At 72.4% G+C, this 19,200-nt stretch carries 17 protein-coding genes; 3 read left to right on the plus strand and 14 right to left on the minus strand.

What is annotated here, in order from left to right:
* Positions 1 to 37: 37 nt before the first annotated feature.
* From ICC28_RS35635 to ICC28_RS35645, 3 genes are all read right to left on the minus strand, one after another.
* A complete protein-coding gene (locus ICC28_RS35635) occupies positions 38 to 217 on the minus strand; it encodes a hypothetical protein (RefSeq protein ID WP_188292968.1) in 180 nt (59 codons plus the stop codon).
* A gap of 95 nt (positions 218 to 312) precedes the next feature.
* On the minus strand, positions 313 to 1,353 hold the full coding sequence (locus ICC28_RS35640; RefSeq protein ID WP_188292969.1) for a YncE family protein: 1,041 nt from the start codon (positions 1,351 to 1,353) through the stop codon (positions 313 to 315).
* Positions 1,354 to 1,399: 46 nt separating this feature from the next.
* Positions 1,400 to 3,097: a hypothetical protein gene (locus tag ICC28_RS35645; protein WP_188292970.1), complete on the minus strand. Its 1,698-nt coding sequence runs from the start codon at positions 3,095 to 3,097 to the stop codon at positions 1,400 to 1,402.
* Between the two features lie 107 nt (positions 3,098 to 3,204).
* Between ICC28_RS35645 and ICC28_RS35650 the strand changes: the two genes are divergently transcribed.
* Positions 3,205 to 4,401: an alpha/beta hydrolase-fold protein gene (locus ICC28_RS35650; protein ID WP_188292971.1), complete on the plus strand. Its 1,197-nt coding sequence runs from the start codon at positions 3,205 to 3,207 to the stop codon at positions 4,399 to 4,401.
* Here ICC28_RS35650 and ICC28_RS35655 read toward each other — a convergent pair.
* From ICC28_RS35655 to fes, 10 genes are all read right to left on the minus strand, one after another.
* On the minus strand, positions 4,328 to 5,089 hold the full coding sequence (locus ICC28_RS35655) for a 4'-phosphopantetheinyl transferase family protein (RefSeq protein WP_188292972.1): 762 nt from the start codon (positions 5,087 to 5,089) through the stop codon (positions 4,328 to 4,330). The two genes, ICC28_RS35650 and ICC28_RS35655, sit on opposite strands and share 74 nt — an antisense overlap.
* Positions 5,086 to 5,262, minus strand: a complete 177-nt coding sequence (locus ICC28_RS35660) for an MbtH family NRPS accessory protein (RefSeq protein WP_188292973.1) — start codon at positions 5,260 to 5,262, stop codon at positions 5,086 to 5,088. Before ICC28_RS35660 ends, ICC28_RS35655 begins: the two co-directional genes overlap by 4 nt.
* Positions 5,259 to 9,131, minus strand: coding sequence for a non-ribosomal peptide synthetase (locus ICC28_RS35665; protein ID WP_188292974.1), 3,873 nt, complete (start codon positions 9,129 to 9,131; stop codon positions 5,259 to 5,261). Before ICC28_RS35665 ends, ICC28_RS35660 begins: the two co-directional genes overlap by 4 nt.
* Positions 9,128 to 9,355 carry a phosphopantetheine-binding protein gene (locus ICC28_RS35670; RefSeq protein WP_188292975.1) on the minus strand — a complete coding sequence of 76 codons (228 nt, stop codon included), beginning with the start codon at positions 9,353 to 9,355 and terminating at the stop codon, positions 9,128 to 9,130. The genes ICC28_RS35665 and ICC28_RS35670 overlap by 4 nt, the downstream gene beginning before the upstream one ends.
* Before the next feature lie 3 nt (positions 9,356 to 9,358).
* On the minus strand, positions 9,359 to 9,991 hold the full coding sequence (locus ICC28_RS35675) for an isochorismatase family protein (RefSeq protein ID WP_188292976.1): 633 nt from the start codon (positions 9,989 to 9,991) through the stop codon (positions 9,359 to 9,361).
* 15 nt (positions 9,992 to 10,006) lie between these two features.
* The gene (locus ICC28_RS35680; RefSeq protein ID WP_188293016.1) at positions 10,007 to 11,620 is read right to left on the minus strand and encodes a (2,3-dihydroxybenzoyl)adenylate synthase; all 1,614 of its coding nucleotides are present in this window, start codon (positions 11,618 to 11,620) and stop codon (positions 10,007 to 10,009) included.
* A 14-nt stretch (positions 11,621 to 11,634) separates the two neighbouring features.
* Complete coding sequence (locus ICC28_RS35685) at positions 11,635 to 12,834, minus strand: isochorismate synthase (protein ID WP_188292977.1); 1,200 nt, start codon at positions 12,832 to 12,834, stop codon at positions 11,635 to 11,637.
* Between the two features lie 112 nt (positions 12,835 to 12,946).
* Positions 12,947 to 13,729: a 2,3-dihydro-2,3-dihydroxybenzoate dehydrogenase gene (locus ICC28_RS35690; protein ID WP_188292978.1), complete on the minus strand. Its 783-nt coding sequence runs from the start codon at positions 13,727 to 13,729 to the stop codon at positions 12,947 to 12,949.
* Positions 13,726 to 14,700, minus strand: coding sequence for an ABC transporter substrate-binding protein (locus ICC28_RS35695; protein WP_188292979.1), 975 nt, complete (start codon positions 14,698 to 14,700; stop codon positions 13,726 to 13,728). The genes ICC28_RS35690 and ICC28_RS35695 overlap by 4 nt, the downstream gene beginning before the upstream one ends.
* Positions 14,701 to 14,766: 66 nt before the next feature.
* Positions 14,767 to 16,083, minus strand: a complete 1,317-nt coding sequence (gene fes / locus ICC28_RS35700; protein ID WP_188292980.1) for an enterochelin esterase — start codon at positions 16,081 to 16,083, stop codon at positions 14,767 to 14,769.
* 157 nt (positions 16,084 to 16,240) lie between these two features.
* Here fes and ICC28_RS35705 point away from each other — a divergent pair, with 157 nt between their 5' ends.
* Both ICC28_RS35705 and ICC28_RS35710 read left to right on the plus strand, forming a co-directional pair.
* Positions 16,241 to 17,299 carry a FecCD family ABC transporter permease gene (locus ICC28_RS35705; protein WP_411158640.1) on the plus strand — a complete coding sequence of 353 codons (1,059 nt, stop codon included), beginning with the start codon at positions 16,241 to 16,243 and terminating at the stop codon, positions 17,297 to 17,299.
* On the plus strand, positions 17,296 to 18,345 hold the full coding sequence (locus ICC28_RS35710; protein ID WP_317454159.1) for a FecCD family ABC transporter permease: 1,050 nt from the start codon (positions 17,296 to 17,298) through the stop codon (positions 18,343 to 18,345). Before ICC28_RS35705 ends, ICC28_RS35710 begins: the two co-directional genes overlap by 4 nt.
* Here ICC28_RS35710 and ICC28_RS35715 read toward each other — a convergent pair.
* A complete protein-coding gene (locus ICC28_RS35715) occupies positions 18,297 to 18,905 on the minus strand; it encodes a hypothetical protein (RefSeq protein WP_188292982.1) in 609 nt (202 codons plus the stop codon). The genes ICC28_RS35710 and ICC28_RS35715 overlap by 49 nt on opposite strands.
* Between the last annotated feature and the right edge of the window lie 295 nt (positions 18,906 to 19,200).

Raw genomic sequence — 19,200 nt, forward strand, 5'->3', positions numbered from 1 at the left:
CCGTGCTCGCTCGCCTCGCCGGTGCTGTCCGTGGCGGCTACGAGTCCTCACCGGACAGTGACGAGGACAGCACGTGCGAGCCGCGGCTCGTGAGCAGGGGCTGGTCCTGCTCGGCGGACTTCGCGACGGAGTCGGGCTTACGGTCGCAGGTGTGCAGGCCCACGGCGAAGCCGCTACTGCGGCAACAGCCGATCATGACGACCTTCATCTGGCTCACAGGCGTTCAGGAACTCGCCGACGGCCTCCTGCATGTCGGCGGCGGTCACGTTCACCGGTCAGGAGGGCCCCGGAGCCGGGGCCCTCCCGCTCGGCTCAGTGCCCCAGGTCGATCCGGGTCACCTGGTCCGCACCGGCCGCGCCGGCACCGGACTTGTCGACCACGTACGCGCGGCCGTCGGTCACCTCGACATGGTTGGGGTTGGCCGCCGTGGTCACGGTCTCCTCGACAACACCCGCACGAGGGTCGACCACCGTCACGGTCGCCGCCGTGCGGTTGACGACCACCACGTCACCCGAGCGCTCGTCGGTGTCCAGGGACAGCGCCCCCGCCCCTGTGGCCACGGACTTCGTGACGGTCCCCTGCTTCAGGTCGACGACCGAGACCGTGCCGGCCGTCTGGTCGGCGGTGTAGGCCGTACTACCGTTGCCGGACAGCGAGATCGAGATCGGGCCGTCGCCGGTGGGGACGAATACCGGGGTGTCCGACTGCCGGGTGACCGCGATGATTCGGTCGCCCGCGAGGTCGGTCGCGTACACCGTGCCGGTGCGCTCGTTGACCGTGACACCGGCCGGGCTCGCGCCCTCGACGGTGATGCGGCGCTTCTCCTCAAGGGTCTTCGAGTCATAGGCGACCAGGGCCCCCGAGCCGAAGGCCGTCGCCCAGACCGTGTTGTGGCGCTCGTCCACGACGATCTCCCGGGCGTGTGCCACGTCCGGCAGCGTGGCCAGGTGGGAGCCGTCCTTCTGGCTGTAGACGGCGACCGTGTTGTTGCGGGTGTTGGTGACCCACACGGTGTTGTGCTCGTCGTCGACGGCGACACCGTAGACGGCCTCCCGCGCGCCGGTGGTGGCGTCGGTGACCGGCGGGGTGATCGTCCGCTCCACGGCGAGCGTGTCCGGGTCGACCTTGAGCAGGCTGGTCGCGGTGACGGGCGGACGGCCGTTGGAGACGGTGACCCAGAGGGCGTCGTTCCGCTCGGAGTAGGCCGACTGGTAGAGGCCCTTCACCAAGGGGGCCGTGGTGGCGGTGACGGTGGTGGTCGCCTGGGCCGAGGCCGTGCCGGGCAGGGCGACGGTGCCGGCCGCGGCAAGCGCCGCGGCGACGGCCGCACGGTAGGTGATGCGAGTGGACATGCTGATGGAACTCCTTGTGTAGGTGATCAACTGGTGGGAGAGTGGCTCAGTTGGCCGCGCTGCGGCGGCGCACGACGAACAAGGTCGTCGCCGCGGCTCCGCCGGCACCGCCGGCTGCCGCGGCCGCTGCGGACCACGTGATGGTGGCGTAGGAGACCGGAGCCTCGACGGTCGCGGCGGCGAGGCTCTGCGGCTCGGTGTCCTGGGCGGTCGGGGAAGTGGACGGTGTGCCGTCCGCGGCGGTCGTCGTGAACTCGATCTTCAGTGAAGTGGGCGGGTTGGGCGCGAGGAAGCGCAGCCAGTGCGCGCCGACGGAGGTGTCCGCGGGGACCGTCACGTCACCCTCGTACGAACCGTACGCATCGGCCTTCCACTGGCCCAGGATGCTCTCGTCGTCGAGCTTGACGGTGACCGTCTCCCCGGCCGGGAACTTCGTCACCTTGAAGTGGAGCCGCCCGCCGGGCTGCACCTCACTGGCGGTGATCTCGGCCTTCGCGCCGGCGGAGTTGGTGGCGCTCGCGGGTGCGCCGGAGGCGGCGGGGACCGGGGTCGCCGAGGACGAGGAAGAGGAAGAGGAAGACGGCGAGGTCGTCGAGGCGGCGGTGGACGTGCCGCTGGTCACCGTGAAGGCCGCCTTGAGGCTGGTCGCCGGGTCCGGGGCCAGGAAGCGCAGCCAGTGCGAGCCCTTCGTCGTGTCCGACGGCACCGTGACGCTGCCGGAGTACGACCCGTCGGAGCCGAGGGTCCACTGGCCGAGGATCTCGCTGTCGTCCAGCTTGACCGTCAGGCGCTGACCCGCCGGGAACCCGGTCACCCGGAAGGACACCTTGCCGCCCGCGGCCACCTGCGAGCCGGCTGTGATGGAGGCGGCGGCGCCGGACGAGTCGCCGCCGCTGCCCGAACCGCCGCTGTCGGAGCCGGAGCTGCTGCCGCCCGAGCCCGAGCCGGATCCCGAGCCGGATCCCGACCCGGAGTCGCTGCCGTCGTCCTCGCCCGAGGTCGCCGCCTTCACCGTGATGTCGGCCTTGAGGCTGGTCGCCGGTTCAGGGGCGAGGAAGCGCAGCCAATGCGCTCCCGCAGAGGTGGAGGAGGGGATGGTGACCGTCCCCTCGAAGGTGCCGGCCGCGTCCACCGCGTCGGTCCACTGGGCGAGGATCGTGCTGTCGTCCAGCTTGACCGTCACCGTCTGGCCCTCGGCGAATCCGGTGAGGCTGAAGGAGACCTTGCCGCCCGCCGTGACCTTGGCACTGCTGGTCAGCTTCACCGCGGGGGTCGGCGCCGTGGCGGTGGGAGTCGCTGTCGGTGTGGGAGTCGGCGTCGGGGACGGGGTGGGCGCCTCCGCCACCGTCAGCGCCTCGCTCTTCACGCTGGTCTGCGGGGCCAGGAACCGCAGCCAGTGACCGCCGCCCACGCTCGCGTCGGCCGGTATCGTCACCGTCCCCGACACGGTCCCGTCGTCGCCGATCGTGAACTGCTTGAGCAGGGTCGTGTCGTCGAACTTCACACTCAGCGTGGCCGCGGCCGGGAAGCCCGAGACGGTGAACGACACCTCGCCGCCCGGCGCCGCGGAGGCGGTCCCGAGCGTGACTGCGGGCGTCGTCGCGTCCGCCGCCAGGGCCACGCTGCCGTTGGTGTCGAGGACGGTGGAGCCCAGCACGGGCACGGCCAGGGCGCCGAGCCCGAGCGTGGCGCCGGCGGTCAGCGCGAGGACACGGCCACCGAGTGTGGGTCTGTGAGACGTCATGAGAAATGCTCCTGGCAGATGAGAGACATATGCGAGTGATCACAAAAGGAGGTGAGGTTAGGCTGTCCTAACAGGAAGAGCCGCCTCGCCATCGGGAGTCCGCCCCCATGCCCGTGCCCGCGCTGACGCCGCCGGAGGGTGCCCCGCACCACCCGCCCCGCATCCCGCGACCGGACCCGGTACCCCGGCTCTCCGAGCCGGCGTGCGCGCTGCCCGCGCCCGGCGGGACGGAGGCGTTCTGGGCGGACGTCCGCCGCCGCGGCGCCCCCCTTGTCGGCCCGGACCCCCTGGGCCGCGACGACCACCTCGCCGTGACGTTCCTGTGGCGCGGCGCCCCCGGCACCCGAGCCGTCCGGGTCCTGCCGAACAAGCTGGGCGACCCCCGCGACCCCGAGGGCAACCTGATGGCGCACGTCCCCGGCACCGACGTCTGGCACTGGACGCTGCGCCTGCGCCACGACTGGCGCGGCACCTACGATCTGATCGTCGACGACGGCGCGGGCCCGAGCCGTCGTGCGGACCCGTTCAACTCCCGGGCCGTGCCCCATCGCTGGGACGGGAAGCCGGTCCCCTACGCCGAACTCCCCGCCGCGCCGGGAGCGACGGACTGGCAGCCGAGACCCGGTGTCCCGCGCGGATCCGTCACCGAGCACCAGGTCGCCGACCGCCGTGTGTGGCTGTACGAACCCCCCGTCCCCGCACCGGAGTTGCCCGTCCTCGTCCTCCTCGACGGCGAGCACTGGCAACCGCGCCTCGGCCTCGGCCGCCTTCTCGACAACCTGATCGCCGACGGGCGCATCCCCCCGCTCGCCGCCGTGCTGCCCGAGGCCGTGGACGAACCCACCCGCTGGGCGGAGTTGTCCTGCCGTCCCGAGTACCTCGCCTTCCTCGCCGACGAGTTGCTGCCCTGGGCGGCCGGCCGGCTGCCGCTCACCGACGACCCGGCCCGCACCATCATCGCGGGCCAGAGCCTCGGCGGACTCACCGCCGCCTACGCCGCCGTGGCCGCGCCGCATCGCTTTGGCAACGCGCTGGTCCAGTCCGGCTCGTTCTGGTGGCCCGTCGGACCGGACACCGAATGGCTCACCAAGGTCATCGCCGAGGGGCCCCGGCTCCCGGTGCGATTCCGGCTGTCCTTCGGCGAGCAGGAGTGGGTGGCCCTGCCCGCGGCGCGGCGGCTGCGCGACACGCTCGCGGCCGTGGGGTATCACGACTCCTCCTATCGGGAATTCAACGGCGGCCATGACTACCTCTGCTGGCGCACGGAACTGGCCGATGGCCTCGTGGAGCTCCTGGGGCGCTGACCACACAGGCCGCGGACCAGCCGACGGGGACGTCGACATCCGCGAGCCGCCAGCGCGACAGCTGCGCGGGGTCGAAGCCGGCCCCGACATGGACGCCCCGCAGGGCATCGAGGGAAACGCCCTCGCCGGTCGCCTTGAGGTAGGCCTCCTTGCGGGACCAGCAGCGCGCGAAGGCGGCGGCGCGGACCGCGGGGGGCATGTTGGTCAACTGCCGCCGCTCGGACGGATGCAGAGACCGGGAGGCCTCCTCGGCGAGCTTCGGATCGGGCACCCGCTGGACATCGACGCCCACCGGCCGCGAGGCGAGCCCCAGCAGCGCGAGCCCGTCGGTGCGGGAGAGCGAGAAGTGCACCGCGTGCCCGGCCGGCCCCGCCACCGCCGGACGCCCGTGCGGGCCGCCGCAGCCCGGACAGGGCAGCCGCGTCAGCCGCACCGAGGCGGCCGGTACACCCGTGTAGGCGCTCAATGTCCGGCGCAGCGCGCTGTGCGCGGCCACGTACAGGGCCCGCTCGGCCGGCCGCCGCAGCGCCGCCGCCCGTCGCTGTTCCTCCGCGTCCAGCAGGCGGAAGTCGAGCGGGGTGTCCGCCGCCGGGGGCCGCACGACCCACAGCAGCGGCCCCCGCGACAGCGCCCGCGGGGCCAGCCCCGGGCCCCGCACCAGCACCTGCGGAGCGATCGCCGTCGTCATCGCCGCCCCACCTCCACCCGGAGCACGCACTCCTTGTGCGGGGCCGGGCCGAAGCGGACCTCCCAGCCGGGCGGCACCGCCCGCCAGGCCGGCCACAACGACAGCCGTCTCTCGGAGTTCTCCAGCACCAGGTGCCGATGACCGGGATCGAACGGACCCGACTGCCGCGTCATGCGTCGAACTCCTTGAGCCATGCGGTGAGATGGGCCGCGATGTCGTCGAGGTACCGGTCCCGCATCAGCTGCGGATGGGTGCAGTCCAGGTCGTGGTTGTCGATCGCGCCGCTCACGTGCGGCCGCCACGCCTCCCGGGTCAGCCAGTCCTCGGCCCGCGGGGCGGCGGCCGTGAAGAACAGCAAGTCGCCCTCGTAGCGGCGGTGTTGGTGCTCGCGCATCATGCGGGCGTGGTTCGGGACGATGTCGACGATCTGGTTCAGCGTGCGGTCGGAGAGCCCGGCCAGCGGACTGCCCGCCCGGCGCAGCGTGGTCAGCACGTCCGCGCGCGTCCGCTCGTCGGTGCGGTCGAAGCCCGCCATCCGCAGTACCGCGGTGAGCGCGTCGCCCTCCTCGGGCGCGGGCCGGTCCCGCCACTGCTCGGCGGGGAACGCGTCGAGCAGCGCCAGGAGTTCGACCCGCTCTCCGGTCTCCTGGAGCAGCACGGCCACGGTGTGCGCGAGCACTCCGCCGACCGACCAGCCGAGCAGCCGGTACGGCCCGTGCGGCTGCACCTCCCGGATCCGCTCGACGTAGTCCTTGGCCTCCTCCTTCAGGGTGCGCGGCAGCGGTTCGTCACCGACCAGTCCGCGCGCCTGGACGCCGTACACCGGCTGCTGCGGACCGAGGCGCGCGGACAGCCCCGCGTAACACCAGGCGATCCCGCCCGCCGGGTGGATCGCGAACAGCGGCCGTCGCGCTCCCTCCGCGCGCAGCGGCAGTACGACGTCCAGGGCGTCCCCGGCGGCCTGCTGAGCTGTGCCGAGGCGGGCGGCTAGGGCCGCAGGTGTCGGCGCCTCGAACAGGGAGCCGATCGTCAGCTCGGCACCGAACTCCTCCCGCACCCGCGCCACCAGCCGCACCGCGAGCAGGGACGTGCCGCCGAGGTCGAAGAACGCGTCGTCGGGACCGATGCGTTCGACGCCGAGCACCTCGGCGAACAGCCGCATCAGCGTCTCCTCGCGTGGTCCGGACGGGGCGCGCCCGCCGGCCCCGCCCTTGAAGACAGGGGCGGGCAGCTCGCGGCGGTCCAGCTTGCCGTTGGGGCTGAGCGGGAACGCGTCCAGGGCGACGATCGCCGCCGGCACCATGTGCTCGGGCAGCTCGCGGGCCAGCGCGGCCCGTACGGCCTGAGGGTCGACGTCGCCGGTGACGTAGCCGACGAGCCGGTCCTGCGTCACCATCGCGCACGAGCCGTCCACGCCAGGCTGGGTGGCCAACGCGGCCTCGATCTCGCCGAGTTCGATTCGCTGACCGCGCAGCTTCACCTGGTGGTCGGTGCGGCCGAGGTATTCGACCTCGCCGTCGTGCGTCCAGCGCGCCAGGTCGCCCGTGCGGTACATCCGGGTGCCCGCCAGGCCGAACGGGTCGGCCACGAACCGGGTCGCGGTCAGCTCGGCGCGATGGAGGTAGCCGTCGGCCAACTGGGCACCCGCCAGGTACAGTTCGCCCGCCACTCCGGGCGGGCAGGGCTGCAGCGCCGCGTCCAGGACGTACAGGCGGGTGTTCCACACCGGCCGCCCGATCGGCACCGGGCCGGAGCCACCGGGAGCGCAGGCGTGATACGTGACGTCGACCGCGGCCTCGGTCGGCCCGTACTGGTTGTGCAGCTCGACGTCCGGCAGCGTGCGGAAGAACGCGTTGGCCGTCTCGCGGGGCAGCGCCTCTCCGCTGCAGAACACCCGGCGCAGTCCGTCGCAGCCGGCCGCCGACGGGTCCGCCAGGAAGGCCTGGAGCATCGACGGCACGAAGTGGCAGGTGGTGACGGCCTGTTCGCGGATCAGCCGGGCCAGATAGGTGGGGTCCTTGTGCCCGCCCGGCTCGGCGACGACCAGGGCGGCGCCCTCGCGAAGCGGCCAGAAGAACTCCCACACCGACACGTCGAAGGACGACGGTGTCTTCTGCAACACACGGTCCGCCGCGGTCAGTCCGTACTCGTGCTGCATCCAGCGCAGTCGGTTGTCGATCGCCCCGTGCGGGACGACGACCCCCTTCGGCCGGCCCGTGGAACCGGAGGTGTAGATGACGTAGGCGGGATGGGCCGGAGTGAGCGCCCGCGCAGGATCCACCCACGGGTACGCCGTCAGATCGAGCCCGTCCAGGACTACGAGCGGCGTCCCGACGTCGTCCGGCAGCCGGTCCGCGCGGTCGGTGACGGCGCACACCGGCACCGCGTCCTGGAGCATGTGGGTCAGCCGCTGGGTGGGATAGTCCGGGTCGAGCGGCAGATAGGCCGCCCCCGTCTTCAGTACGGCGAGGAGCGCGACGACCAGCTCGACGGAGCGCGGCACCGACACCGCCACCACCGCACCCGGACGCGCGCCCAGCGAGCGGAGGTGGTGGGCCAACCGGTTGGCGCGGACGTTGAGTTGTGCGTAGGTGAGTGTCGTGTCCGCGAAGACCAGCGCCGGCGCGTCCGGGGTGCGGGCCGCCTGGGACTCGATCGGACCGATCAGAGTCGTCGGCGGCAGAGCCCGTTCGGTGTCGTTGAACTTGTCGAGGACCAGGGCCTGTTCCGCCGGGGTCGTGATCGTGTGGACGGCGAGCGGCAGGTGTGGGTCGCCGTCGGCCAGCCGCTCCAGCAGCCGCAGGAACCGCTCCTGGTGCGCGGTGAGTTCGGCTTCGCTGTACACGGCGGGATTGCCGTCGTGGTCGATGCGCAGGCCGCGGCCGTCGGCACGGTCGTAGATGTTGACGGTCAGGTCGTCGACCGGGCCCGCGGACAGGTTGCGGGCGCGGGCGGGCGTGCCCGCGAAGTCGACGCCGTAGTCGAAGGGCATCACGTTGACCAGCGGACCGACCAGACCGCGGTTTTCGCCGAGCAGGCCCAGGTCACGGCGGATGTCCTCGTAGCGGTAGCGCTGGTGGCGGCGCACCTCGCGGATGCCGAGCACGACCTGCCGCAGCAGTTCGGCGAAGGTCGCCTCCGGGGAGACGGTCAGCCTGAGCGGCAGGACGTTCATCACCATGCCGGGCACGCGCAGGGCCACCGAGCCCATCCGCCCCATGATGGGCAGCCCGAGCACCACCTCCGTACGAGCGGTGGCACGGGCGGTGTAGAGCGCCTGAGCGGCGATGAGCACGTCCGGCCAGGTGGCGCGCAGTTGGCCGGCGAGTTCGCGCAGCCGTTCGGTGGACGCCGGCGCCAGGTGGGCCGTACGGCGCAGGAACGAGCGGGAGGGCAGCGCGCCCCGGCCCGCGAGCCGGGGTGCCTCCGGGCGGTCGGCGAGGGCCTGCGTCCAGTGAGCGCGGTCGGCGGCGAAGGCGGGGGAGGAGCGGTAGTCGGCGTCGTCCGCGACGAGGTCGGCCAGGCCGCGGAAGGCGCGCGGCGGAGGTTCCTCGCCGCGGGCGAGCGCCGAGTAGACCTCGGCGGTCCGGCGCACGAGGAGCGAGTAGCCGAAGCCGTCCATCACGAGGTGGTGGATGCGCTGGTACCACAGCCAGCGGTGCTCGCCGACCCGGAACAGGGCGTGCCGGAACAGCGGGCCCGTGGTGAGATCGCACGGCTCGGCGAGGTCGCCGCGCATCCAGGCCTCGGCCTCTTCGGCGGTGTGCCGGTCGCTGACCGTCAGGGGGAGTTCGACGGACTCACGGATGTGCTGGCGGGGTCCGTCGGGGGTGTCTTCGACGACCACGCGCAGTGCCTCGGCCTCATCGGCGACCCGGCGCAGGGCGGCGGCGAAGAGGTCCGCATCGAGCGGGCCGTCGATCTCCAGGCACTCCGCGGTGTTCTGCGCGGGGCTCAGCGGATCGAGGGCCTGGGCGTACCACATGCCCGACTGGGCCGCCGTGAGCGGCAGTACGGTCGACGGTGCCACGACGGTGGTCATGCCGCCCCCAGCAGCAGAGCCCAGGCCTCGATCGCCGGCTGCTCGGCGAGGTCGGCGAAGTCGGCCTTGATGTCGTACGCGCTGCGCCAGCGCTCCAGGAGAGCCATGATGCGAACGGAGTCCAGGCCGTAGTCCACGAGGTTCTCGTCGACGGGTATGTCCGCGGGGTCCTCGCCGAGACAGTCGGCGACGTCGGCGCGGATCTCTTCGATGGTGAGGGCCATCGCTCAGACCTCCTGGAACAGGGCGTCGGTGGTGGTCACGACCGCGCAGCGGCGCGCGGCCCAGCGCAGGGCCATGGCGTGGTCCTCGGAGGAGAAGTCGGCGACGGCGTCGGCGACCACGAACGCCTGGACGTCCCGCTGCCAGGCGTCGGCGGCGGTCATCAGCACCCCGATGTGCGCGTACACGCCGACGATGACCAGCTGGTCACGGCCGGAGGCGTCGAGCAGCTCCTGCAGTCCGGTGCGCACGAAAGCGCTGTACTTCCACTTGGTGAGCACCGTGTCCCCGGGCGCGGGGGCCACGGCGTCCGGCACGGCGAGGGCGGTGGGGTCGTCCTGGACGCCCGGGCCCCAGAAGTCGAGCTGAAGACCGCGCTGTTCGGGGGTCTGGCCGCCGCGCTGCGCCGAGTAGACGACCGGCACACCGAGGCGGCGGGCCTCCTTCAGCAGGTGGGAGACGTTGTGGAGCAGGCCGGCCAGAGGCTGTTCGCCGGCCGGGAAAGCGGACAGGAAGTGCTGCTGCAGGTCGTGCACGAGGAGCACGGCGCGGGCCGGGGCGACGGTCCACGCGACCCGGTTCGCGGGAAGCTCGTCGGCTGCCGGGAGCGGGTAGGAGGAGATGGCGGGAAGTGCCATGGAGCCAGGGGCCTTTCAGGACTGGTCGGCGGAGGCGTTCGTCCGCAGTTGCTTCTTGCTGACCTTGCCGATGCCGGTCTGGGGGAAGGCGTCGACGAACTCGACGAGATCGGGAACCTTGTAGGCGGCGACGCCGTGCTCCCGTACGAACCGTTTGACGGCGACGGACTTCAGCGGTTCGGCGCCCTCGCGGAGGATCACGTAGGCGAGGGAACGCTCGCCCAGATATTCGTCCGGCACCGCGACCACGGACACGTCGTGCACCGACGGATGGCCGAGGATGATGTTCTCGACCTCCTCCGGCGCCACCTTCTCGCCGCCCCGGTTGATCTGGTCCTTGGCCCGGCCCTCGACCACGAGATGGCCGGTGGGCGTGCGGCGCACGATGTCGCCGGTGCGGTAGAAGCCGTCCTCGGTGAACGCGCGCGCGTTGTGCTCGGGCGCCTTCCAGTAGCCGCGGATCGTGTACGGGCCGCGGGTGAGGAGATGCCCGAACTCCCCCTCGGCGACGTCGTTTCCGTGGTCGTCGACGATCCGGATCTCGTCGTCGGGGGAGATGGGTAGGCCCTGCGTGGTGACGATCGTCTCGACGTCGTCGTCCAGCCGCGTGTAGTTGACCAGCCCCTCGGCCATGCCGAAGACCTGCATCAGCCGGCAGCCGAGGGCGGGCTCCAGCCGGCGGGCGGCCTGCTCGCTGTACTTGGCGCCGCCGACCAGGACCAACTCCAGGCTGGAGAGGTCGTGTTGGGTCTGCGCCGCCGCGTCCGTCCATACCAGGGCCAGTGGGGGCACGAGGCCGGTCATCGTGATCCGCTCCCGTTCGATCAGCGGGAAGGCCGTCGCCGGGTCGGGCTTGCGGCACAGCACCGATGTGCCCCCGGCGTACAGCACGCCGAGCCAACCGGGCGAGCTCATCGGGTAGTTGTGAGCGGCGGGGAGGGCGACGAGGAAGCGGGTGTCGGCGTCGACCCGGCAGATGTCGTTCGACCCCCGCAGCGAGTACAGGTAGTCGTCATGGGTGCGCGGGATCAGTTTCGGCACCCCTGTCGTGCCGCCCGACAACTGGAGGAAGGCCAGCTCGTGGGCGGCCGGTCCGGTCAACGGCCGTGGTTGGCACGGCACGTCGGTCAGTGCCGTGTGCTCACCCGGGTCGCCGACCACGAAGACGTGCTTCAGCCCCGGCGTCCGCTTCTTCACCCGGGACGCCAGGTCGCGGTGGTCGTAACCGGCGTGCCGGTCCGGGACGACGTACGCGACGGCCTCGGCGAAGGAGCAGAAGTACTCGATCTCGGAGTCCCGGTGTGCCGGCAGCGCGTACACAGGCAGCGCGCCGACGCGGAACAGCGCGAAGACGACCTCGACGAACTCGCCGATGTTGGGGAGTTGTACGACGACCCGGTCGCCCCGGGTGATCCCGCGCGCCGCGAATCCGGCGGCGAGCCGGTCGGCCCGCTCGTCCAGCTCCCGGTAGGTCCAGGTACGGCGTTCCGGGGCCGGGTCGACGAGGGCGATCCGGTCGGGGTGGGCGGCGGCACACGCGCGCAGCACACCGCCGAAGGTCTCGCCGCGCCAGTACCCGGCTGCGCGGTAGCGGTCCGCGAAGTCGGCGGGCCAGGTGGGGGCGTCCATGCCGGGGGTGAGGCTCACAGCGAGGCTCCCACTGCGTGCAGGAAGGTACGGAACTTGGCCGCCGTTTCCGCCGTCTCGGCCTCCGGTGTCGACGCGGCCACCACCCCGGCGCCCGCGAACAGCCGCAGGGACCGCCCCTCGGCCTCGGCGCAGCGGATCGTCACGACCCACTCGCCGTCCCCGTCCGCGTCCTGCCAGCCGACCATGCCGGTGTAGGGGCCGCGGTCGAAGGGCTCCGACTCGGCGATCACGGTCCGGGCCACATCGGTCGGGGTGCCGCACACCGCCGGGGTGGGGTGCAGCGCGGACGCCAGTTCCAGTGCCGTCGTGTCCGGGGCGGCGAGCTCGCCGGTGACCGTCGTCGACAGGTGCCACATGGCCGCCGTACGCACGAGGGTGGGCCGCTCGGGCACGTCCAGGTCGCGGCAGAAGGGGGCGAGGGCCTCGCGTACGGCGGCCACGACGACGGCGTGCTCGTGCAGGTCCTTGGGGGACTCCAGGAGGGCGACCGCGCGGCGGACGTCCTCGGCGAGGTCGTCACTGCGCGGGATGGAACCGGCCAGCGGGTTGGCGGTGAGGCGGCCGTTTCGGCGGGAGACGAGGAGTTCGGGGCTGGCGCCGATCAGGGTGCGGCCGGGGCCGCTGGGCACGGCGAAGGTGTAGCCGGCCGGGTCGCGCTGGGCCAGTCGGCGCAGCATGGCCATGAGGTCGGGCTCGCGCCGGGATGTGAGTTCCAGGGTGCGGGCGAGGACGACCTTGTCGAACTCACCGGCCCGCATCCGGGCGACCGCTGCGGCGACCGCCTCGCCGTACCGCTCGGGGGCGGGCACCTCCCGCACCCGCCAGTCGGGCCTGCCCTCCTCGTGCGGCACGGGCAGGGCGACGAGCGGGTCCTCGCGCAGCGGGGGCGCCCAGTGGACCGTCTCAGGGACGGTGAGGGCGGCCGGTGCGTCCGGGGCGAAGGGGACCGAGCCGACGACGACCGGGGCCGGGGCGTCCGGGCGGCGCAGGGTCTGAAGCGTGTCGCGCACCCGGTGGCTCAACGGGCCGCTGCCGTGAGGTATTTCGGTCGTGGTGCCGCGGCCCAGGAGGGTGCGGTGGGGCGTGGCGAGGAAGCGGTCCGTGGCGGGGCGGTAGGCCTCCAGGAGGGCCGTGGCCGCGCCGGGGGAGACCAGCGGGACGGTGGTGGTGGGTTCGTGCAGTGAGAGGGACATGGGTGTCTCCAGTGGGGCGGCGCGACGGGGGTGGGTCGGGGCGCGCGGCGTGGGGGCGTCGGCGGACCGGGCGCCCGGATCGGGCGCGGGCTACGGCCGTGGAGCGGCGTGGTCAGGCGCCCAAGGTGGCTCCGCCGTCGACGTACAGGTCGTGCAGGGTGATGTGCCGGGCCCGGTCGGAGACCAGGAAGACGACCGCGTCGGCGATGTCGGCGGGGTCGGCGATCCGGCCGAGCGGGATGCCCGTGCGGTACGTGGCCGGGTCGCCCTCGATGACACGCCGGGGCGCGGCCTGCTCGTCGTCGGCCGTCCACAGGGCGCGCTGCATGTCTGTGAGAGTGGAGCCGGGGGAGACCGTGTTGCAGCGGACGCCGCTGGCCGCCACCTCCAGGCCCAGGCACTTGGTGAACATGACGGCCGCTGCCTTGGAGGCGGCGTAGGCGGCCATGCCCGTACGGGGGATTCCGGCCGCGTTGGAGGCGACGGTGACGATGCTGCCGTGGCCGCGCTCGGCCATCCGGCGGGCGGCGGCGCGCGAGACGTGGAAGACGCCGGAGGCGTTGACGGCGAAGGTGGCCGCCCAGTCCTCGTCGGTGAGGTCCACGACGTGGGCGGGGCGCAGGACTCCGGCGACGTTGACGGCGATATCCAGCGGGCCGAGCGTGGCCTCCGCCTCGTCGACGAGGGCCTCCACGGCGGCGGCGTCGGTCACGTCCAGCGGACGGGCGGTGATCGGGGCGCCGTGCTTGGCGGCGACTTCTTCCACCCCGTCCCGGTCGATGTCGGTGGCGAGGACTCGGGCGCCCTGCTCGACGAGGGCGGTGACGACGGCCTGTCCGATGCCCCGGCCCGCGCCGCTCACGAGGGCGAGCCGGCCCACCAGGTCCGCGCTCACGGGGCGAGCGCCTTGGTCAGGTCGTCCAGGACGATCCGCGCGGCCAGCGGGCCGCCCGCGCTGTTCCAGGCCGAGCCCTCGATGACGACGACATGGCCGTCCTTCTCCGCCTTCAGCTTGTTGAAGTTGGCCACCTTCTGCGCCTCGGCGTACGCCCTCTCGCCGTCCGCCCGGTCGCCGAGGGTGCCGAAGAACAGCCAGTCGCCGTCGATGGTGGACAGCTTCTCCAGGCTCACCGGCTCGCTGTGCCCCGCGCTCGCGCCCTGCTGGTCCTTGGGCCGGGCCAGACCCAGCGTGGAGAGGGTGGAGCCGACATGGCCGACACCCTTGCCGACCACCGACGGCGCCCCGTTCTGCCAGCGGATCACGCTGACGACCGCGCCCGCGTTGTCCCCGAGCTTCTCCTTCGTCGCGGCGACGTCCGCGTCGAAGTCCGTGAGGATCTTCTCGGCCTCCGTCTCCTTGTTCAGCGCGTCGGCCGTCGCGGTGAACGCCTTCTTCCAGTCCTCGTTGAGTTTGGCGGTGACCACGGTCGGGGCGATCGCCTCCAGCTTGGAGACCTCGCTCTTCACCGCGGTCGTCTCGTCCAGCAGGATCAGATCGGGCTGGAGCGCCGCGAGCTTCTCCATGTCCGCCTCCGCGACGGTGGCGACGACCTGCGCCGTGGACGCCTTGTCGGCCAGGTAGGTGGACACGCCGGTCTGGCCGCGGCCCGCGGTGGCGCCGACCGTCTCGATCCCGAGGGCGAGGGCGGCGTCCAGGGTTGGCTCGCTGAGCGTGACAACCTTCTGCGGGGCGCTCGGCACCTCGACCTCGCGGCCCGTGGCGTCGGTGATCCGACGCGTGCTCGACTCCTCGGCGGCGCTGCCGCTCCCGTCGTCACCACCGCAGCCGGTCAGGAACAGCGCTCCCGAGACGACGGCTGCGGCGGAGGTCAGGACTGCCCGGCGGGGGGCACGTGCACGGAACATAAGGGTGCAGCTCCTTGAAAGTGAGGGTGTGTGCGAGCCGGGAAAGCTCTCAGGCGATGAAAGTGTTCAGGTGCCGAACAGGCGCACCAGGCCGTCGGCCAGCGCGCCGTGCCAACAGGCGTAGTCGTGGCCGCCGTTGAACTCGTCGTAGGTGACCGGATAGCCCTTCTTGCACAGCGCCTGGTACAGGGCGCGGCTGTGGTCGACCATGGAGCCCTCGTGCAGTCCGACGTCGAGGTGGACGGTGACGGGTCTGCGTTCCACCCCGGTGAACCGGCTGACGAGCCAAGGGGTGCCGAAGACCGGGGGTTTGGGCCCGCGAAGGGCCGGAAGTCCCGGTCGCCACCACAGCGACGGCGACTGGGCGAGTACATGGCCGAACCGCTCGGGGCGCACATACCCGGCGTACAGTGCGGTGATCGCGCCCAGGCTCTGGCCGGCCACCACCGTCCGCCGGGGGTCCGTGGCGAGCGGCAGGCGTCCCGCCGCCCACGGCAGCAGCTCGTCCGCGAGGAACTCCCCGAACGCGTCCCGCGCCCCGAGTTCACGCCACCGGGTGTGCCGGTCCACCGCGTCCGGTGCCAGCACCGCGAGCGGCGGCAGAGCCCTGTCCGCGATCAGTGCGTCCAGCGTGTGGCCGAACCCGAGCCGGCCGAACCACATGTCACCGTCGCTCAACACCAGCACGGGCAGCGGCTCCGCGCCGCGGGCGTCATGGCCTGGCGGCAGATAGACCCAGGTGTCCCGCTCACCGCCGAGCGACGCGGCGGGCACCCGGTGCCGCTTGACCCGACCGGCCGGCACTGTGCCACGCCGCCCGGCCCAGGGCTGTGCCGGGGCGTGCGGGAGGGTGAACACCGATGCCGACACGGGGTTCCAACGGGTTGGCAGGGAGCGCGGGTTGAGCGGATCCGGCGCCGCGTGCACGGTCAGCGACCGCAGCAGTTGCTGGAGTTCGCCCAGGTGGGCCGGGGGCTCCTTGGGCGAGATGTCGGCGGCCATGCGGTACGACCCGCGATGGTCGGCACGCAGCCTCAGGCCCAGGTGCCAGACGTCGGTGCCGGGCACCCGCTCCAGCAGGGAACCGGCGAGATGCTCGCGGTCGACGATCCGGTTGGCGCACAGCAGCACCTGACGGGTGGCCCGGTGGCCCCGCCACAGGAAGGTGACGGCCCGATGGCCGGGATCATCCTCCAGTTCCTCGACGAGCGGGGTGCCGAGGGACTCGGCCTCGGCCCAGAAGACGTCGGTGAGCGCGGCTCGTCGTGTGTCGTCGGCTTCGGCGAGCTGGGCCACGAGGCGCGCGACGCGCGGTCCGGTGATTCGAGTGGGCCGGACGTCGTGGCGGGGATCCCGCAGGGCTGGTGCAGAGATGGCGGGCATCTCTCCTCTTCTCGTGGCCTGTTTGTAGTCGATGGCAGTGCCTTGTCGTGACTGATGGCGGGTCAGCACGAGGCATCGCGGGCAGTAGGCATGGCAAGATCTGTCGACTAAATCGTCAACACTTAAGGTTAGGTTAGCCTAAGCTAAGTTCATGTCCATGGGAATACGCCCCCGGTCGCGAGGAAATCCCCCCCTCGCCGTCGAGGACCGTCGCCCTGCCCGCTCCCGGGCATCCCTGCGCGTAACGGGGCTACTGCTCGGCCTGGCTCTCCTGACCGCGGCCGCCTGCCTGTCTCTGGCCAACGGCACCAAGCAGATCCCGCTCGACCAGGTCTGGTCAGGACTGTTCGCGCCCTCGGGCACCGAGAACGACGCGATCGTGCGAGAGCTGCGCCTCCCGCGCACCCTCGTCGGCATCACCGTCGGCGCCGCACTCGGCCTCGGTGGCGGCGTCATGCAGACGCTGACCCGCAACCCCCTGGCGGACCCCGGACTCCTCGGCGTGAACGCGGGTGCGTCCGCGGCCGTCGTCACCGCGATCGGCGTCCTCGGCATCACGTCGTTCACCGGCTACCTGTGGTTCGCGCTCGCCGGAGCGGCCTTGGCGGCCGCGGCCGTCAACGCCCTCGGCGGGGGCCGGCGCGCAACCCCGGTCCGTCTCGCCCTCGCCGGAACCGCCGTCAACGCCGCCCTGTTCGGCTACGTCAACGGCCTGCAACTGTGGGACCTGAGCACCCTCGACGAGATGCGGTACTGGTCGGTCGGCACCCTCGCCAAACGCGATCCGTCCCTGCTGCTCACCGTGGCGCCCCTGCTCGCCGCCGGTGCCCTGCTCGCCCTCGCCCTGGCCCGCCCGCTCGGCGCGATCGCGCTCGGCGAGGACCACGCGCGGGCCCTGGGGACCGACATCCGGCGGACCCGGCTGCTGTCCGTCGTCGCCATCACGCTGCTGTGCGGCGGCGCCACCGCCGTGTGCGGGCCCATCGGCTTCATCGGCCTGATGATCCCCCATGCGGCGCGCTCGTTCTGCGGCCCCGACCCGCGCTGGCTGCTGCCCTACTGCGCCCTCTATGCCCCCGTCCTCCTGCTCGTCTCCGACGTGATCGGCCGCGTCGTCGTCCCGCCCTCGGAGATCGAGGTGGGCATCGTCACCGCCTTCCTCGGCGGGCTGCTGTTCATCCATCTCGTACGGAAGCGGAAGGTGGCCCAGCTGTGACCCTCGTGCACCAGGACCGGGCGGCGCTCGTACGCGCCGGGCGCTGGTCCTTCCGCCTCGACGTACGAAGCCTGTTCGTCTGCGCGGTCCTCCTCGTGCTCGCCGCATGTGCCATGGTCCTGGCGGTCGGCACCGGCACCTACCGGCTGTCGCCCCTGGAAGTGCTGCGCACCTTCGCCGGGAACGGTCCGCCCGGCGCCGAGTTCATCGTGCTCGACCTGCGCCTGCCGCGCGCCCTCGTGGCAGTGCTCGTCGGCTTCGGCATGGGCACGGCAGGCGCGATCTTCCAGTCACTGACCCGCAACCCCCTCGGCAGCCCCGACATCATCGGCTTCGGCAACGGCGCCTCGGCGGGCGCGCTCGTCGTGATCATCTTCTTCGACGCGGGCGACACCCAGACGGCCGTCGGCGCGGTGTGCGGCGGCTTCGCCACCGCCGCCGCCGTATACCTCCTGGCGTGGAAGCGCGGGGTGCACGGCTTCCGCCTCATCCTCGTCGGCATCGGCGCCTCGGCCGTGCTCGGCGCCGCGACAGAATTCCTCTACGTCCGTGCCGACATCGGCAAGGCAGCACAGGCCGCGAGCTGGACGATCGGCTCCCTCAACGCCCGCGACTGGGGCGACGTCCGGATCGGCGTCCTCGGCCTGGTACTGCTCGTCCCGGTGGTCCTGGTGTACGCACGCCGCCTGACCATGCTGGAGATGGGCGACGACACGGCGGGCGCCCTCGGTGTACCCCCGGAGCGGACCCGGTTGGTGCTGCTCTGTGCCGGGACCAGTCTCACTGCGATGGCGGTCGCGGCGGCCGGTCCGATCCCGTTCGTGGCGATGGCCGCACCCCAGCTCGCCCGCCGGATCACCCGGGCGGCCGGGCCGAACATCCTGCCCTCCGCCTGGACCGGCGCCCTCCTGGTCTCCGCCGCGGACCTCGCCGTGCAGCGCGTCACCGGCTCGGCCCTGCTGCCGGTGGGCGTGGCCACCGGCGTGGCGGGTGGCGCCTATCTGGCCTGGCTGCTGCGCGGGGAGCGCCGTGCCGAACGGCTGTGAAAGCCGCGGTACGCGGAGGGTCGTACGCGGGTGAACGCCCCGCAGTGGATTACTTGACGGAAGTTTGCCGACAGTGTCGTAGGTGTCCCACAGCACCAGCATGTCCGGCCGCAGCAGATGCAGCGGCCGGTCGGCGTAGCTTGTCTCGCCCTCGGCGGTGGGGCCGAACACCGCGCCACCCAGGGCCCGGGTGCCGGTCTCTTCCAGCAGTCGGCTTCGACCTCGTCGTTCCAGGTCACGCACCAGCGTCCGCTGCGGTCCTGGCGGGCGTCGAGGCGGTGGTGGGTGATCCAGTAGTAGGCGGCGCTGTAGCTGACTCCCAGGATCCGGGCCATGTCGTCGATGCCGATCTCGCCTTCGCGGAAGGGGAGGGTGCGCGGTGCCCGGACGCGGTAGGCGTACCGGGCCCGGCGCACTGCCTTGATGTCGAAGGGCCGCTTCTTGCCGGTGGTCAGGCCGGCGGCGGCGAGCTCGGCGACGAGTTCTTCGTCGGTGTGGGTGGGGCCGAGCCGGGTGATCAGGTCGATGGCGGCCGGGGTGCGCAGGTCGTTCCGCATCACGCTGATCTCGTCGGTGGCTCCGATGCGCCAGCGGACGCCGATCCGCGCCTTGTGGCGGTCGGGTTACTGCCGCAGCGTGGACTCGGTGTTGTCCCTGACCTGCACGAGTGTGGACTGGCGCAGGTATATAACGGCCTGCCGCTCCAGATGGGAACTGCGGATTTTCCCCTGGCCCTTCACGTCCGCCTCCCAGCACGGACTCGACCATGTTGGCCACCGCCATCACTGCCTCAGGACACGCCCCTCTCGCCCTGGCCATGACGCTCCGTCCCTGCCCGCAACTCAACAGCCATGC

The organism is Streptomyces sp. TRM68416 (assembly GCF_014596915.1).
Lineage (GTDB): Bacteria > Actinomycetota > Actinomycetes > Streptomycetales > Streptomycetaceae > Streptomyces.

Coding starts and splice junctions, on each gene's coding strand:
- ICC28_RS35705 (WP_411158640.1), top strand. CDS start 16,241: ATGGGAATACGCCCCCGGTCGCGAGGAAATCCCCCCCTCGCCGTCGAG.
- ICC28_RS35645 (WP_188292970.1), bottom strand. CDS start 3,097: ATGACGTCTCACAGACCCACACTCGGTGGCCGTGTCCTCGCGCTGACC.
- ICC28_RS35670 (WP_188292975.1), bottom strand. CDS start 9,355: ATGGCCCTCACCATCGAAGAGATCCGCGCCGACGTCGCCGACTGTCTC.
- ICC28_RS35675 (WP_188292976.1), bottom strand. CDS start 9,991: ATGGCACTTCCCGCCATCTCCTCCTACCCGCTCCCGGCAGCCGACGAG.
- ICC28_RS35640 (WP_188292969.1), bottom strand. CDS start 1,353: ATGTCCACTCGCATCACCTACCGTGCGGCCGTCGCCGCGGCGCTTGCC.
- ICC28_RS35660 (WP_188292973.1), bottom strand. CDS start 5,262: ATGACGCGGCAGTCGGGTCCGTTCGATCCCGGTCATCGGCACCTGGTG.
- ICC28_RS35680 (WP_188293016.1), bottom strand. CDS start 11,620: ATGGACGCCCCCACCTGGCCCGCCGACTTCGCGGACCGCTACCGCGCA.
- ICC28_RS35650 (WP_188292971.1), top strand. CDS start 3,205: ATGCCCGTGCCCGCGCTGACGCCGCCGGAGGGTGCCCCGCACCACCCG.
- ICC28_RS35665 (WP_188292974.1), bottom strand. CDS start 9,131: ATGACCACCGTCGTGGCACCGTCGACCGTACTGCCGCTCACGGCGGCC.
- ICC28_RS35685 (WP_188292977.1), bottom strand. CDS start 12,834: ATGTCCCTCTCACTGCACGAACCCACCACCACCGTCCCGCTGGTCTCC.
- fes (WP_188292980.1), bottom strand. CDS start 16,083: ATGCCCGCCATCTCTGCACCAGCCCTGCGGGATCCCCGCCACGACGTC.
- ICC28_RS35655 (WP_188292972.1), bottom strand. CDS start 5,089: ATGACGACGGCGATCGCTCCGCAGGTGCTGGTGCGGGGCCCGGGGCTG.
- ICC28_RS35695 (WP_188292979.1), bottom strand. CDS start 14,700: ATGTTCCGTGCACGTGCCCCCCGCCGGGCAGTCCTGACCTCCGCCGCA.